General features: G+C 47.6%; 13 protein-coding genes, 1 tRNA gene and 1 pseudogene. 12 read left to right on the top strand and 3 right to left on the bottom strand.

Going from position 1 to position 16,597, the window contains the following annotated elements:
* Positions 1–6: 6 nt before the first annotated feature.
* Entirely contained in the window at positions 7–918 is a 912-nt protein-coding gene (locus tag J4772_RS05620) for a fumarylacetoacetate hydrolase family protein (protein ID WP_209074479.1), read from the bottom strand.
* 186 nt (positions 919–1,104) lie between these two features.
* Here J4772_RS05620 and J4772_RS05615 point away from each other — a divergent pair, with 186 nt between their 5' ends.
* The 3 genes from J4772_RS05615 to J4772_RS05605 all read left to right on the top strand — a co-directional run bounded on the left by J4772_RS05615 (position 1,105) and on the right by J4772_RS05605 (position 2,962).
* On the top strand, positions 1,105–1,866 hold the full coding sequence (locus J4772_RS05615; protein ID WP_209074478.1) for an SDR family NAD(P)-dependent oxidoreductase: 762 nt from the start codon (positions 1,105–1,107) through the stop codon (positions 1,864–1,866).
* 114 nt (positions 1,867–1,980) lie between these two features.
* The gene (locus J4772_RS05610) at positions 1,981–2,784 is read left to right on the top strand and encodes an AAC(3) family N-acetyltransferase (RefSeq protein WP_209074477.1); all 804 of its coding nucleotides are present in this window, start codon (positions 1,981–1,983) and stop codon (positions 2,782–2,784) included.
* 90 nt (positions 2,785–2,874) lie between these two features.
* A tRNA-Leu gene (locus J4772_RS05605) sits at positions 2,875–2,962 on the top strand.
* A 123-nt stretch (positions 2,963–3,085) separates the two neighbouring features.
* Here J4772_RS05605 and J4772_RS36915 read toward each other — a convergent pair.
* Both J4772_RS36915 and J4772_RS05595 read right to left on the bottom strand, forming a co-directional pair.
* Positions 3,086–3,172 carry a hypothetical protein gene (locus tag J4772_RS36915; RefSeq protein ID WP_371822886.1) on the bottom strand — a complete coding sequence of 29 codons (87 nt, stop codon included), beginning with the start codon at positions 3,170–3,172 and terminating at the stop codon, positions 3,086–3,088.
* 63 nt (positions 3,173–3,235) lie between these two features.
* Positions 3,236–4,141, bottom strand: a complete 906-nt coding sequence (locus tag J4772_RS05595; protein WP_209074476.1) for a MerR family transcriptional regulator — start codon at positions 4,139–4,141, stop codon at positions 3,236–3,238.
* 646 nt (positions 4,142–4,787) lie between these two features.
* On the opposite strand from J4772_RS05595, the gene fni reads away from it, so the two are divergent.
* The 9 genes and pseudogenes from fni to ppdK all read left to right on the top strand — a co-directional run bounded on the left by fni (position 4,788) and on the right by ppdK (position 16,571).
* The gene (gene fni, locus J4772_RS05590) at positions 4,788–5,849 is read left to right on the top strand and encodes a type 2 isopentenyl-diphosphate Delta-isomerase (protein WP_256442679.1); all 1,062 of its coding nucleotides are present in this window, start codon (positions 4,788–4,790) and stop codon (positions 5,847–5,849) included.
* A gap of 2 nt (positions 5,850–5,851) precedes the next feature.
* Positions 5,852–6,220: pseudogene (locus J4772_RS05585) on the top strand (TIGR02328 family protein); the annotation flags it as partial.
* Between the two features lie 51 nt (positions 6,221–6,271).
* Entirely contained in the window at positions 6,272–7,132 is an 861-nt protein-coding gene (locus J4772_RS05580; protein ID WP_209076977.1) for a phytoene/squalene synthase family protein, read from the top strand.
* 23 nt (positions 7,133–7,155) lie between these two features.
* The gene (locus J4772_RS05575) at positions 7,156–8,652 is read left to right on the top strand and encodes a phytoene desaturase family protein (protein WP_209074474.1); all 1,497 of its coding nucleotides are present in this window, start codon (positions 7,156–7,158) and stop codon (positions 8,650–8,652) included.
* Positions 8,645–10,042, top strand: coding sequence for an aldehyde dehydrogenase family protein (locus J4772_RS05570; RefSeq protein WP_209074473.1), 1,398 nt, complete (start codon positions 8,645–8,647; stop codon positions 10,040–10,042). The genes J4772_RS05575 and J4772_RS05570 overlap by 8 nt, the downstream gene beginning before the upstream one ends.
* Before the next feature lie 34 nt (positions 10,043–10,076).
* Positions 10,077–10,562 (top strand): glycosyl-4,4'-diaponeurosporenoate acyltransferase CrtO family protein, encoded by a 486-nt coding sequence (locus J4772_RS05565; protein ID WP_247741029.1) that lies wholly within the window; start codon positions 10,077–10,079, stop codon positions 10,560–10,562.
* 17 nt (positions 10,563–10,579) lie between these two features.
* Entirely contained in the window at positions 10,580–12,106 is a 1,527-nt protein-coding gene (locus tag J4772_RS05560; protein WP_209074472.1) for a phytoene desaturase family protein, read from the top strand.
* Between the two features lie 44 nt (positions 12,107–12,150).
* Positions 12,151–13,266, top strand: coding sequence for a glycosyltransferase family 2 protein (locus J4772_RS05555; RefSeq protein WP_209074471.1), 1,116 nt, complete (start codon positions 12,151–12,153; stop codon positions 13,264–13,266).
* Positions 13,267–13,856: 590 nt separating this feature from the next.
* Positions 13,857–16,571, top strand: a complete 2,715-nt coding sequence (gene ppdK / locus J4772_RS05545) for a pyruvate, phosphate dikinase (protein ID WP_209074470.1) — start codon at positions 13,857–13,859, stop codon at positions 16,569–16,571.
* Positions 16,572–16,597: the final 26 nt, after the last annotated feature.

Genomic DNA, 16,597 nt, shown 5'->3' with positions numbered 1-16,597 from the left:
TCCTGATTAGTTGATTTCGGATACCATCCGATTGGTTAAAGCGCCTAATTTTTCGATTTCAATCGTGACGACATCGCCTTCCTTCAGCCATACCTGTCTGTCCTCCGGATAACCGAGAATGACGCCTTCCGGTGTGCCGGTAAGGATGATATCGCCGGGAACAAGGGTCATATGCTGGGAAATATAGCTGACAATCTCGTCGCAGCGGAAAATCATATCGGAGGTATGGGAATTTTGCCGGACTTCCCCATTAACAAAGCAGCGGATAGTCAAATCGTTGGGATCGCCAACTTCATCCGCAGTAACCAGATAGGGCCCGAGAGGGCTAAAGCCGTCGCATGATTTGCCCAGCAACCACTGCTGCGTGCGCATTTGCAGATCGCGGGCGGACAAGTCGTTGACGCAGCAATAACCGAACACGTAATCCAAAGCCTGCTCTCTGTCCACATACTTAGCTTCTTTGCCGACGACAATGACGAGTTCGGCTTCGTAGTCGACTTTAGAGGTCACTTTCGAAGGCAAGGCAACATCTTCCCGATGGCCGGCCAACGTGTTGTTGAATTTGTTGAACAGGATGGGGTACTGAGGAAGAGGCATATTCGTTTCCTCGGCATGCCGCTTGTAATTGAGCCCGACGCAGATGATTTTATTAGGAGCCGTTACGCAAGGTCCGAGAATCAAGTCCTCTTCGCGAAGCAGGAAAGCAGCCCGATCCGCGTAGGCAAGAGAGTGCTCGACTAGCGCCTTCAACTGCGCAACCGCCTTTTCACCACCCTCAATCACCTCCATGACCGTAATTGGAAGGGCGGATAGCTGTGCGGAGACCGTTTCGTTTGCTTTTGACACGTGCAGAACGCCTTGAGGGGTCACTATGCCCAAATTGGATTTGCCGTTTTGCTCGAAGGTTAACAGTTTCATGTACAGCCGCCTCTCGGGTAGAAAATATTTATGTTTCACTTATTGAAACTATGGTTTCATTCAATGTATCATAGGCAAGAGAAGTTGTAAATTGTCTTCTACAAAGTGGAGAGATTGTGTTGCATTAAAGGAGAAAGAAATGCAAGCGCAGAAGGTGTTAGGGGACAGAGCGGAGGAGAGAGCGAGATGAAATTGCGGAACAAAGTGGCTTTGGTAACGGGCGGGGCGACCGGTATCGGCAAAGCGGTCTGTCTGGCCTATGCTGCGGAAGGCGCCAAGGTGGTCGTCAACTACTGGAATACGCCGGAGGAGGCGGAGCAGGTCAGGGCAGCCATCGTCGCAGCCGGAGGAGAAGCGATCGTTCAGCAGGCCGACGTATCTAATGCGGCTGAGGTTGAACGGATGATTCAGGAGATTGGCGAAGTCTGGGGCGGCGTCGATATTGTCGTTAACAATGCCGGCATCTATCCCAACAAAACCTGGTACGAAATTACCGAGGAAGAATGGGATCGGGTCATGAACGTGAACCTGAAATCCTGTTTTCTGATTTCGAAGGCGGTTTTTCCTCATATGAAGGAGAGGAAGTACGGCAAGATCATCAATGTCAGTTCAGTAACTTTCTTGAGAGGGCAGAAGGGGTTCGTCCACTATGTCGCCTCCAAGGGCGGTATCGTCGGGTTTACGCGTGCGATGGCGAGAGAGGTCGGCGAAAACGGTATTACGATTAACGCTATATCGCCCGGTGCGGTAATGACGGAGCAGGAGTTGCTCACCTACACCGAGGAGCATCTGAAGGAATCGGCCGATTATTTAGCGAAGGAGCAATGCTTTTCTCGCCGCCAGCTTCCGGCGGACATGATCGGAGGGTTCGTATTTCTCGCTTCGCCCGACAGCGATTTTATTACCGGCCAGTTGCTGAATATCGACGGCGGTTGGGTGATGCACTGAGTATTTCAAACCGGTTTCTTCCCAAGCATTCCGTCATGGCTGAACTTTGCTGGGCCTAGCGGGACGTGCTAATATAGATCGACAAATAAGCCGTGGCGAATGAGGTGGATTTCTATGGATGAAAAGCGTATCCAATCGGAAGCAATCACGAAAGCGAGTCTGCTTCAAGATCTGAAGAATCTGAATATTGATCCGTCCGGAACGCTTCTGGTGCATTCCTCCATGAAAAGCATCGGTCAAGTGGAGGGCGGGGCGGATGCGGTGCTGGATGCCATATCCGAATACATGCGTGACGGCTTGCTCGTTCTGCCGACACATACCTGGGCTTACATGAAGGAAAACGTCGACTTTCATGTAGCGGAGACACCGTCTTGCGTGGGTGTGTTGACGGAGCTTTTTCGTAAGCGGCCGGTTGTCGTGCGATCCTTGCATCCTACGCATTCCGTAGCGGCATTAGGGCGCGATGCGGCTGAATTCATATCCGGCGACGAACGGTACGATACGCCTTGCGCACGCGGCTCAGCCTGGGGGAAGCTGCTGGATCGCCGTGCGGAGATTTTGTTGATCGGCGTAGATTTGACTAAAAACACATTCATACACGGCATTGAGGAGTGGCTGAACATTCCCGGCAGACTATCCGAACAGCCGACGCAGCTCTATGCGATAAAGCCCGATGGAACGAGGATTTCCGCTCCTGTTCGGGCACATACGGCGCCGGTATGGGATCACTATTCGAAGGTAGACGATATTTTGACGAACAAGGGAGCGATGCGCAAAGGGCGCTTCGGCCAAGCGGATGCGCGCGTGTGCGATACGGCGCGGATGACGGAGCTGCTCAGCGCCATGCTGCGTATCGAACCCGATCTTTTTCTGGATGGCACTGCGATCCAACCTCAGAGGTTTCCTGGTATTTTGTGATTTTCATAATAAAATAAAAAAAGCGCTTGACCCTGGGAGACTTTTCATGATATTGTATTAAACGTTGACGCCAATCAACATGCAACAAATGCGGTCGTGGCGGAATTGGCAGACGCGCACGGTTCAGGTCCGTGTGGGCTAATACCCCGTGGAGGTTCGAGTCCTCTCGACCGCACCATATCTAACAATATACATGCTCTTGGATTTGTCCTTGCGACGATTCAGGAGCTTTTTGCATGATTGGAATTTGAAGAGTATTGCTCATGATCTGTACTGACGAAATCTTTGAACTGTAGTCAAGCTAAGCATAAAAGTTAGCCGTCGTGGAGTAATGTCTATGCCCAAGCCATTCTTGAATGTCCTTCATATTAACGCCATTTGCCAGCAAGAAGCTGGCGCAGCTATGCCGAAGATCGGTGATATCGAATTCTGAGGTTGAGCATTTAAGACGTTATGCTAGATATTCAGAATTATTTATTATTGACGCAAACCAGTTCTCCCAGTCGTCATAATCTCCAGTTATAACATATGGCGATAAGGATTGAGGAAATAAGTCTAAATTGCCTCCACCAAGTACGAATTTGATATTGGAGAATTGTTCCTTGCAGATTTTTATCCAATCCTCCAGTTCTGCAGTAAGAGTGGGGTTGGTTAATGAGATGGAAACAATGGATATATTTTTCATTTCAATAATGTCCGTAAGTCCAGAATAAGGTGTATTGGGACCTAGATAGATCACCTCCAGACCCTTGTTGCGCAAAAATAAACAAAACAACATCAGACCTATATGATGTAGTTCTCCTTCAGGGCAGAAAGCAATCGCTCTTGGAGTATGAAATCGAATAGGCAATATTCTAAAGAACTGTTGAAATCTTGTGAGCACTAGTTCTGACGCGAAATGCTCCTGTGCTACTTTTACTGCCCCACACTCCCATTGTTCACCTATTCGACAAAGCACTGGAATTAATATTTTATGAAACACGGTTTCAAAAGGAAACAATGAAAAAGCGAGATCAATAAGTGCATTCGCCTTTTCTCCATCTAATGCTATTAGATTTTGATAAAGTTTATCTATGAGGTCATCGTGATAACTGAATTGGTTTATCGGGCTATCTTTCCCGCTCTTCGTAATTGAGTTCTTTCTTTGTTTTAATAAACTAACAGCTTCGCTTATTTTAATATGCTTTTTGTTCATTTCATCTTTGAGCCATTTCAATATCTCGATATCGGCTTCACTGTAACTACGATGCCCCCCGTCTGTTCGAGTAGGCGATATAATATTATACCGGTTTTCCCAAGCCCTTATTGTAACCACAGGAATATTTAATAATTCTGAAACCTTCTTAATACTATACATCTCGTTCTTGCCCTCCACTCATTGTTCTCTGCTTCAAATTATTAACAGGAAGAGCATGATAGCTCAAATACTCGAAATAATTCCCCCTCTTGATATAACAATTGCACTAGAAGGAACAGAAATGCAAGTACGAATCGGGCGGCGGTCAACTCCATGAAGGTCAATGTTCTTAACGGCTTACGACCGAAAGCTGTACCGCAGCTCCCTGGCAGCGCCGCGCCGATAATCTCTCAAGACGATGTTAGCTCCATCATTGCTACAAGTTGGATGAGATTTCGGTGTTTCAACTTCGGTGGCATTCCCGGCAATGGACTCTACCGCAGCATCCGTGTGACGAATAATGGACGAAAACTCATCGAATAGCTCCGACTGAAGGTATTTGGTTTGAGAATTGGGGCAAGACTTATCGTTAAGGTTGAACGTTTATGTGATTCTTTCTGTGCGTTCGAAAGTTTAAGTGTAGATATTGTATAGATTATGTATAGCAAATGAAAACGGGATTTGTAAACTATTTCAACAATATTACTCATTTTTTTATTCTGATCCGTGGTTTAGATGAAAGGAATGACAGCCAGATAGACATGCCTAGTGAATTTATGTATAATTATTGTATAGATATTGGGACGTCACGGGAGGGATGCGTAAGTTGAGAACAGATCCTGTATCCTACGAAAGAGAAGCGGATACGCTCAAACGCAAAGATGAACACCTTAATATTTGCATGCATGAAGATGTTCAGGGGTTAGGCTCTGGGACAGGCTTAGACCGTTACCGATTCCGCCATAATGCCCTTCCTGAACTGGACTTTTCCGCAATGGACACGTCAACGCAATTTCTGGGAAGGAAATTGAGAGTGCCATTTATCGTCAGTTCCATGACTGGCGGGACGCTCAGAGCAGGCGAAATCAACCGTAGGCTGGCTGCTGTTGCCCAAGCGAGGGGATGGGCGTTGGGGCTTGGATCGCTAAGATCTGCAATAGAAAATGCTGAAGCTGCTACGACTTTTCGCGTCCGGAAGCTGGCTCCGGATATCCCTATCATTGCCAATATCGGCGCGGTGCAGCTTAACTATGGCTTCAATGCAGAGACATGCAAAGATGCGATAGATATAGCGGAAGCGGACGGCCTTGTCTTTCACTTGAATTCACTTCAGGAGGTTATTCAAACCGGCGGTAATACAAACTTTAACGGACTATTGTTACATATTGAGAGAGTGTGTCGATTGTTGACTGTCCCGGTCGGAGTGAAAGAGGTAGGCTGGGGAATAGACGGAAAGACAGCCCGATTGCTCTTTGATGCCGGCGTGCAATATATTGACGTTGCAGGTGCGGGAGGAACCTCTTGGAGCCAGGTTGAAAAGCTGCGTTCCGCTGATCCGATGAAAAAAGCGGCGGCTGAAATATTTGCCCAGTGGGGGATTCCAACCGCCGAGAGTATTAAGGAGGTACGTTCCGCCTTGCCAGATATTTTTATGATTGGCAGCGGAGGCATATCCAACGGGCTGGAGGCATCCAAGGCGTTGGCCCTGGGGGCGAATCTCGTTGGCTTCGGGCGCAGCTTACTTGAGGCGGCTCATGAATCTGAGGAGAAACTGGGGCTTGTTTTCGAACAAGCTGAATTGGAGTTAAGAATCGCTATGTTTGGTATAGGTGCTGCCAATATCCAAGAGCTTAGGGATACTGACCGCCTTTTGCCGGTTAGGAGTTAACGATGAGATTATGGCACGAATCTCTGATTCCACTATTGCCGAGACAACAATTGCTGGGTCAGCATCGAGAGTGCTGCGCTTTACGTGGAAATGGGTGGGGAAAGTCTCATTCAACGGTGAATTATGTTTTTGCGTATGCGCCTGAACGTCTTTTTTCTTACCATGCTGTGGTGATGGCCGAAATGAAGAGACGCGGATTTTCCGTAGATAAAATGTGGGAAAATCCCCTTTATCGCGGCAAGCAATGCGAGCCTTATACCGCTAACGACTTCAACGAGTTCACGCAAGGGGACGGTCCTATTTATCCTGAACATAATCGGGCTTATTTGATGGAATGTTTGGACAATCTACATGCTAAAGGGATTCAGATCGATTTGGATGGGATTTCCATTGAGTACCCACAGGGGCATGAGGTGGTCGGTATGGACACAGAGCGTATGCAAGCGGATTTTGCTTATTGTGAAGCCATTATTAAGAAACATTCCAAAAGCTTTTACTACGCTTTTTCACAACTCCCTGTGGAAAAAGCAAATGCTGTTTATGCCATTTACGCTTTTTGCAGAACTGCAGATGATTGTGCAGATTCAAGCCAACCGCATCTGGAAAAGCTGGCGTCTCTGCATCGATTAAAGAAAGAGCTCGATTTATTCAGGGAACATGCAGAAGTGGATCATCCACTATGGCGTGCGCTTAGGCAAGTTTTTACTAAATATGATATGGACATCCAACCCTTTTACGATCAACTGACCGGGCAATGGATGGATATGAATTTTGCCATTCCGAAAACCCTGTATGAGCTTGAAAGCTACAGTTATTATGTAGCTGGCTCAGTAGGCTTGATGCTACTGCCAGTCCTGGCTTCAAAAGCTTCTGTTGATTTGCGTCCATCAGCGATTCATCTGGGAACCGCCATGCAAATAACGAATATACTGCGCGACATCGGCGAAGATTTCCATACCAAGCAACGGATCTATTTGCCCGAAGAAGAAATGGAGCGATTCCGATATACTCCAGAGGATTTGCGACATGGTTTCATAAATGAAAATTTTGTTCATTTATGGGAGAGACTCGCTAAACACGCAGAATCTTTATACGACCTTTTCAACAGTAGCATAGTTCTCTATGACGATGACAGCAAGATGCCGCTCTTATTGTCTATTGGCGTGTACAGAGGCATATTGGACGCAGTCAGAAGCAATAATTATGACTGTTTCACCAAGCGCAACTTTGTAACCAAGGAAAACATGATTAAAATCAGCTCCGCTGTTTACAATTGCTCCTAATTTGTTGAAAGGGGTTGTGTGAATTGCCGAAAAATAAGAGCGTATTGATCATCGGAGGCGGGCTTGGCGGCTTATCTGCTGCCATATCTCTGAGGCAAAGCGGATATAGCGTTTCTTTATACGAACAGAACAAGCATATGGGAGGTCGATTGAATCGGCTCGAGCAAGATGGCTTCGGCTTTGATCTCGGCCCCTCCATTCTGACGATGCCGCAAATCTTTCAAAAACTGTTCGCTGGCAGCGGTAAAAATATGAACGATTACGTCCCCACGGTGAAGCTGAATCATCAATGGCGATCTTTTTTTCCAAGTGGCAATATCCTCGATCTGCATGAAGATATTGGAGAAATGAAAGCGAAGAATCCCTCACTGAATGAGCAGGATATTATCGAGTACAAGAATGTACTTGAGTACTCAAAAAAGCTTTACGATATGACAGAGCTCGGGTACTTTAAGCATGGCGCCGACAATACGAAAGATATCGCACGATATAATGGAGTGCTTAATGCGCTGAAAAACTTCGACTTGTTTTCTACCGTGCATAAGTCTATTGCGAAACGGATAAGCAACCGGGAGCTGCGGGTTATGCTCTCCTATTTCACCAAATACGTCGGTTCTTCGCCCTATGATGCACCGGCTGTATTGAATATGATGATCTACATGCAGCACCATCAAGGCGTATGGTATGTCCCTGGCGGGATGAATCTGCTCGCCCGCGGCTTGGTTCAGTTGGCAAAGGAAATAGGCGTGTCGATACATACTGGAAAACGAATTGTCCAACTCCGCAAGAAGGAAGGCAGCATTACCGGGGCAGTGCTGGAAGACGGGACGGAAGTGTCGGCAGATTACTACATTTCCAATATGGAAGTCATCCCGTTCTATGAGAAACTGTTGCAGGAAGAAAAGCGTTTTATCCATAAGTTGAAAACAAAGTACGAACCGGCAAGCTCAGGGCTTGTCATACACCTGGGTGTCAAGAAAATGTACCCGCAGCTTGCTCATCACAATTTTTTCTTTGCAGATAATATGAAACAGCAAATGGATAAGATTTTTCACCGTCATGAATTACCGGATGATCCGGTCATTTATCTAGTGAATGTCAATAAAACGGACCCTTCGCAAGCCCCTGCAGGGCATGAGAATTTAAAAGTATTGCCCCATATTCCATACATTCAGGATAAACCGTTTACGCAGCAAGACTACGAGCGTTTTGCAGAACGGGTGCTGATCAAATTGGAGAAAATGGGACTTGACGGTTTGCGTAATCACATTGTGACAAAGGACGTATGGACACCGGAAGACATTAAACGGGTCTATGGCTCCGACCGTGGGGCCATTTACGGCACTTTATCCGATCGTAAAAAAAATAAAGGCTTCAAGCATCCAAAGCAAAGCACGCGCTATGACAATCTTTACTTTGTCGGCGGAACGGTAAACCCGGGAAGCGGAATGCCCATGGTTACATTAAGCGGCCAGCAAGTACGGGAGATCATCGTGCGAAGGGATACGGACAATGGCTGAACAAGGTAGATCTGTGCTGCAGGCATTATTGGAAAAGCAGCAAGAAGCTATTCTCCAAAACGCTGTCCCTACAGTGGTAGAGCGAAAGAAAACGCTTCTGCAGTTGAAACGGATGCTTGTAGACCATGAAGCTGCATGGATCAAAGCGCTAGTCTCCGATAGGCGAAGGCCAGCATTTGAAGCCTTTTCATTCGAAATAGCACTCCTGTTGAATGAGATTGATTATGTATGTCGTTCTTTAAAAGGTTGGATGCGGTCAGAGCGTTCCGGCCATATCAAATTCGGATACATCGAAGCTATTCGCAAAAAGCGGAGCCCTTATGGAAGCGTACTCATCATCAGTCCATGGAATTATCCGCTCCAGCTCGCATTAATGCCCGCCATCAGCGCGATCGCAGCCGGAAACCGTTGCGTGATTAAACCGTCGGAGTACGCGCCGGCAACAAGCGAACTGCTAAAAAAGTTGATCAGTCAAACCTTTGCGCCTGAAGTGCTCACCGTTGTTACCGGGGATATCGACACTGCGAAACAATTAACTTCACTGCCATTCGATCTCATTTTTTTTACAGGGAGTCAAGAGACAGGAAAGGCAGTATCCGAGCAGGCAGCCAAACAGCTTACCCCTGTAATAGCGGAGCTAGGCGGGAAAAATCCCTGTATATTGGATGAAACAGGGTACTCGCCCGGAGCCATTCGAGAAATCGTCTGGGGCAAATTTCTCAACGCGGGACAAACCTGCATTGCACCCGATACGCTATTCGTACACGAATCGATATACGAAAAAACACTTTCGGAAATTTCAGCAGCCCTTTTGTCGTTTTACGGGGATCATGCTAAGGAAAGTAAAGACTACGGCAGGATTTGCAATCCAGGACACTTTCAAAAACTGCTTCATGTCATCACGCAGGGAGAAATCAGGTTTGGGGGAGAATGCGATGCGGAAGATTTATTCATTGCCCCTACAGTATTAACAGACATACCTTCCGGGAGTTCCATTTTGCTTGATGAAATTTTCGGTCCCATACTCCCTGTCATTCCCTATGCCAGCCTGGATTCTTTATTAAATCAACAGGTGATTCAGCGTGATGCATTGGTTGCGTATTTGTTTAGCAAGAACAAGCAACACATCCGGCTAGTCGAAAAGCATATGCGATCGACAACCCTCAGCGTCAATCAAGTCATCCAACATGGTGCTAATCCACATGTTGCTTTCGGCGGCGTTGGGCGTAGCGGCCATGGCAGTTATCACGGCAAGGCGGGTTTTCAAGCTTTCACCTACGAAAAGACAGCTTACAATGTGTATCGCTACTTGCATATACCCGGCAAATTTCCGCCTTACTCCGATCGGAACCTGCAAATTGTGAAGAAGTTTAGAAAATGGCTTTTATAAGAAAAGGATATCGAATGATTACAGGGGGATTGCCGTGCAGCTTATATCGTTACCGGTCTTATGGACTGTATTGATTGACATCCTTGCTTGGGCATTTTTTCATGTAATCGTGGCTGTTTTGTGCTTGAAGCTGCCTCTGGCGTTCTTTTTGAAAGATAGTGTCTGGTTTAGACTGTTCTTCTGGGAAAAATCAGGGAATTTATGGCAACGGTTATTTCACGTTAAGAGATGGAAAGGACGTCTCATCGACGGGACCGTGATATTGAAAAAAGGATATGGTAAAAAGAAATTGCACGGCACCGGCATAAGTGACTTGAAAGTGTTCGCCGCAGAAACCAAACGGGCGGAGCTGACCCATTGGCTTTCTATTGTGCCCGCTCCATTATTTTTCATATGGAACCCTGTATGGGCAGGTTGGGTCATGATTCTCTACGCAGTGATGTTCAACTTGCCATTCATCGTTGTACAGCGTTACAACCGCGGACGCATTGATGCGATTACATTATCGACTAATAAATAGGAAGGGGGATATTTCAGATGGGGAAGAAAGTCATTGTTATCGGCGCAGGTGTCGCTGGACTTGCGACTGCAATAAGATTGCAGCATGCCGGTTATCAGGTCGAAATCTATGAGAAAGAATCCTTGCCGGGCGGGAAAATGAATCGAATTGAAACGGGTGGCTACAAATTTGATTTAGGGCCAACGATCGTAATGATGCCGGAATTGTACAGGGAGATTTTTGAACTATGCGGCCGCAATCCCGATGATTATATTCCCATGGAAAGATTGGACCCGATGTATCGAGTTTACTATAGTGATATTCCCGATGCACCTTATGATATTTCCTCCGATCTTGTGGAATTGGCAAAGACGATTGAAAAAATCAGCGAAGAAGATATGGAGGGCTTCTTTCTCTATCTGCACGAAATTTATAAACGCTTTATGGTTGCCAAGACCAGCATTATTCAAAGACCCTTTCGTAAATCCCGCGATTTCTATAACCTGGCCATGTTGAAGAAAGCTCTAAAGCTGAAGACGTTTGACACTGCGGATCATTTTATGAGCAAATATATGAAGAATGAACGGCTAAAGCAAATGATCAGCTTTCAGACCTTGTACATTGGCATTTCACCGTTTAAAAGTCCTTCGTTTTACACCATGATTCCGATGTTACAATTTTTATATGGCGTATGGTTTATTAAAGGCGGTATGTATACGATGGCTCAGTCTATGGAGAAACTCTTCAAGGAACTTGGCGGGACCATTCTCTTCAACAAAAATGTACAGGAAATATGCATTCACAACCGTAAAGCGACTGGCATTGTCGTAGACGGTCAGAACGTTTCTGCGGACTTTGTGGTATGTAATGCAGACTTTCCCTACGCCATGAAAAACTTGGTGAAGGATCGGGCAGCTAAAGGTAAATACACAAACAAAAAGATCGATAAAATGAAATACTCCTGCTCTTGTTTTCTTTTATATCTGGGCATGAACAGAAAATATGAGGAAATAGAGCACGTTCATAATTTTATTTTTAATGAAGATCTTAAAAAGAATCTGGATGATATTTTTGCCGGGAATAAACTGACCAATGCTTCGTTTTATGTTTATATCGCTTCGAAGATGGATGCTTCACTTACTCCCGATGGAAAAGATGGATTATACATATTGATGCCGGTGTCCAATCTAGCCGCGGCTAATTATTCATGGAATGAGGAAACGATTCGTGATTACCGATCCTATATTTTAAACACATTAAAGAAAATACGCGGGTTTGAAAATATCGATCAAGAGATTGTAACGGAAACTTGCATCACACCGCTCGACTTCGAGTCGAAGTTTAATGCTTATAATGGCGCCACCTTCGGTCTGATGCCAGTCTTATCTCAAAGCAACCATATGCGCCCGCAAAGCAAGGCAAAGGATTGTGAGCAGCTTTACTTTACCGGAAGCAGCACACATCCGGGTGCGGGTGTTCCGATTGTACTATTATCAGCCAGAATTACCGCACAGGAACTGATGCATGACGACCAGGGGATTGTATACGACTATTCTGGGAAGTGAAGAATTGACGAGTGGGATCCTGCCCTAACACTGGAGGAAATGACATGCCAGGCTCAGAAGGAATCAATCTTATTATCGGATTACTAGCTGTTCTGGTCGGATTCATGATGTTCCGGTCTTTGCCGCTTCTTCAAACTACGGATAAACATAATCGTTTACCGTTTGTATCCATCATAATACCTGCCAGAAACGAATCGAGTCGGATTTCTCCTCTGCTGCAATCCTTACAGGAGCAAACATTTCGGTCATTTGAGGTTCTGGTTGTTGACGATCATTCTACAGATCATACTGCAGCTATTGCACAAAGCTTCGGTGCAAAGGTTCTACAGAACCAAGTAGTAGACTCAGGGTCGGGGAAATCTATGGCTTGTTGGCACGGAGCGCAGCATGCTAATGGAAAATGGCTCTTGTTTTTAGATGCAGATACATCTTTCACAAATGCGAACAGTCTATATAAATTACTCGATTTCTATCAACAAAAAGGCGCTAAAGGGATTTTATCTCTGCAGCCCTATCATACTATTCGTCGATTTTATGAAAATCTATCGGCGATTTTTAACATTATTGTCATTGTTGGAATGAATTTATTTACTTTCCGGGGGCCCAGGTTCAAAACCGCAGGCTCCTTTGGTCCATGCATATTATGCAATAAAGACGATTATTTTTTGACAGGCGGGCATCAAAAAATTATAGGTGAAGTAATGGATGACCTGGCACTCGGACAGGCCTTCCTTGATAAAAGCCTACCTGTTCATTGTATGGGGGGGAAAGGTGTAATCACTTTTCGCATGTACCCGGAAGGAATTAAAAGTCTTGTAGAAGGTTGGTGCAAAAGCTTTGCTGTCGGATCAAAATCAACTCATCCGCTCGTGATGTTGATGACCATCATTTGGATTTCCGGAAGTTTTATCAGCACAGGAGCACTCCTTTCTTCCATGACGGCAAATCTTCCTGCAGCCATGATCTTTAGCGGTATATTGTATATGGCATATGCCATGCAAACTCTGCTATTTGCCCGCAGGTGCGGCAATTTCAGTTGGGGTATATTTTTGCTGCACCCGATTTTGTTTTTATTTTTCGCAGCCGTATACGTTTATTCCTTATTCCAAACGTACATCCTGCGTACTGTAAAATGGAAGGGCCGTAAAATAGACGTATGATGAGGATTATAATGGACCCATTGTTTTCGACGCATGGCGTTCGTTTTAATCAATTGCAAAAATGAAATAAAAAGTTAATATAGCAACTAAAAGGATCGCGTTAGTTGTCCAAGGCCCTGATTGTAATCATGTCCATAGAGATTCGATGAATGGGAAAGCCGGGATGTTTCGGCTTTCCCATTTCTGTTATTTTCATCAGCTGTTAGATTTCGTTTCAGACCGACCAACCGCGCTTATAACTAAGTTGATTTCAACTTTGTTCTGCGCAATTGCTGACTCATCAGATGGATTATTCAATATGAGTCGTAAATAACGAAATTAGAACAATAATATGAGTATTATATATTGATTAAATTCGATTGGTGACTTATATTGAAAATACATTACATTCAATGAGGTGGTATTAATGTCGGGAATGGTCAATTATGATGACACAATATCTTCAAGTGTAACTTCTAATGAACTTGGAATCGTACTGTGTAAATATTGTTCGTCGATGATCGGCACGTTGCCGACGAACGGATTCAAGAAGCTCTACGGCGTATGCGATAGCGAGGAATGTCAAGGCGAGAATCGGAAGGGGAACGGGTATGAGCGTTAAGCAAGTGTTTGATTTTCATGAAGGCAATGCAAGCATGAAAAGCGTTCTGGGGGGCAAAGGGGCCCATCTCGCCGAGATGACGCGCGCGGGGCTTCAGGTGCCTCCCGGCTTTACCATTTCAACGGCCGCATGTCTGTCTTATTTTCAAGAGAACGAAGGACTGTCGGAGGAGCTGTGGCAGGAGACGCAGTCCGCACTGATGAGACTGGAGGAACGCAAAGGACAGAGACTGGGCAACGCGGACAATCCGCTGCTCGTCTCTGTCCGCTCGGGTTCCGTCACCTCGATGCCGGGAATGATGGATACGCTGCTTAACTTGGGGCTCAACGACGAGACGGTGCAAGGATTGGCTCGGCAGACCGGCAATGCTAGATTCGCCTACGATTGCTACCGCAGGCTGCTGCAGATGTTTGGCGAGGTTGTGCTGGGGATCGAGGGGTTCCGTTTCGAGAAAATACTAAGCCGGGTTAAGTCGGCGCGCGGAGCGGAGACGGACCAGCAGTTGTCGGAGGATGGGCTGTGCGAATTAATCGAGGAGTACAAGAGGTGCATTGTTGCCCGAGCCGGTCGGCCGTTCCCCGAGGATGTTCATGAACAGCTTCGTCTGGCGATCCAGGCGGTTTTCAGCTCGTGGCTTAATCCTCGGGCGAAGTTCTACCGTCAATTAAACCGAATTCCCGACGAACAGGGAACGGCCGTTAACATTCAGAGCATGGTGTTCGGCAATCTGGGAAGCGACTGCGGCACCGGAGTCGTGTTTACGAGAAATCCGTCCACCGGAGAGAAGGAACTGTATGGGGAATATTTAATCGACGCTCAAGGCGAAGACGTGGTCGCAGGTTCGAGAACGCCCCAGCCTGTCGCTTCGCTGCGCAACGACATGCCGGCTACATACGAAGAGCTACTGCGGGTGGCGAAGCGGCTGGAGCAGCACTATAGGGACATGCAGGATATCGAATTCACAGTCGAGAAAGGCAAGCTCTATATCCTTCAGACGAGAAACGGCAAGAGGAACGCCCAGGCAGCTGTCAAAGTCGCGGTGGATTTGGTCAAGGAGGGCGTCATAACAAAGGAAGAGGCTCTCCAAAGAATCGAGGCGTCCCACCTCGACCAGCTCCTGCACCGCGGCATCGACGAGAGCGCGGTCGCTGACGTGCTGGCTACGGGACTGCCCGCTTCTCCCGGAGCCGCATCGGGGCGGGCGGCTTTCGATGCGGACACCGCGGCGCGGTGGAGCAGAGACGGGATCAAGGTGCTGCTCGTTCGTCCCGAAACGACGCCGGAAGACATACATGGCGTACTGGTATCTGAAGGTGTGGTTACAAGCAGGGGAGGCATGACCAGCCATGCCGCCGTAGTCGCCAGAGGCATGGGCAAGCCGTGCGTATGCGGATGCGAGAGCCTCGACATCGACGAGGAGCACGGGCAGATGATCGTAGGCTCTCGAACGGTCAAGGAAGGAGATCTGCTAACGATCGACGGCGCCAGCGGCCGCGTAATCGTCGGAGAGGTCCCGCTTCGCGAACCTAAGATGACCGAGCAGCTGTCGGAGCTGTTGGGCTGGGCGGATGCGATACGCACGTTGGAAGTGCGCGCGAATGCCGACAACCCCGACGATGCCCGGACGGGCAGGCAGTTCGGAGCGCAAGGCATCGGCCTCTGCCGGACGGAGCATATGTTTTTTGCGCCGGACCGTCTTCCGGTCGTGCAGCGGATGATCGTGGCGGACGACGACGCGGAGCGCAATAAGGCGTTGGCTCAGCTTCTTCCTATGCAGCAATCGGACTTCGAGGGAATGTTCGAGCAGATGAACGGACTGCCGGTAACGATTCGGCTGCTTGATCCTCCGCTTCACGAGTTTCTTCCGCAGGAGAAGGAGCTGCTGAAACGGCTGGAGGAACTGGCGGATACGATCGAGCCCGGCGAAGCCGAGAAAGCCGAGAAAAAGGCGATTGAAGCAACGCTTCGTAAAGTCAGGTCATTGGCCGAAGTGAATCCGATGCTCGGTTTGCGGGGGTGCCGGCTCGGTCTCGTGCATCCGGAAATATACGATATGCAGGCGGAGGCGATCTTCAGAGCCGCTTCTCGCTGCAGGGAACGCGGAATTTCGGTCGAATTGGAAATCATGGTTCCGTTGGTCGGCCATGTGAACGAACTGGAGACTCTTCGCAATCGTATCGATCATGCGGCTAGGCGCGTGAAGGAAGAAGAGGGCGGAATAGAAGCCGCGTACAAGGTAGGAACGATGATCGAAGTTCCGCGGGCGGCGCTGACCGCCGGTCAAATTGCCCGGTATGCGGATTTCTTCTCCTTTGGCACGAACGATCTCACTCAGATGACTTATGGATACAGCCGCGACGATGCGGAAGGGAAGTTCCTTACGCATTATCTGGATCACAAGCTGCTGCAGGTCAATCCGTTCCAATCGCTGGATACCGACGGCGTAGGAAAGCTGATCGAATGGGGCGTCTCCTCCGGCAGAGCGGAGAAGCCCGAGCTCAAAACGGGAATATGCGGAGAGCACGGCGGAGACAAGGAATCGATTTTCTTCTGCCACCGCGTCGGACTGAACTACGTGAGCTGTTCGCCGTTCCGCTTGCCGATGGCGCGTATTGCGGCGGCTCAGGCGGCGATCGCGTATGGCCGTCCGCAAGGAGACGAGGTGAAATCATCCAGCTCGGTTTCATCGTTGCCCGCGGTTTGATAGAATATAGGGATGAAGGTTAGACG

The sequence above is a fragment of the Cohnella sp. LGH genome (assembly GCF_017671885.1).
Classification (GTDB): Bacteria; Bacillota; Bacilli; order Paenibacillales; family Paenibacillaceae; genus Cohnella; species Cohnella phaseoli.
Note: the sequence above shows the minus strand (reverse complement) of the source record. Positions and strands in the feature narration are given on the sequence as shown.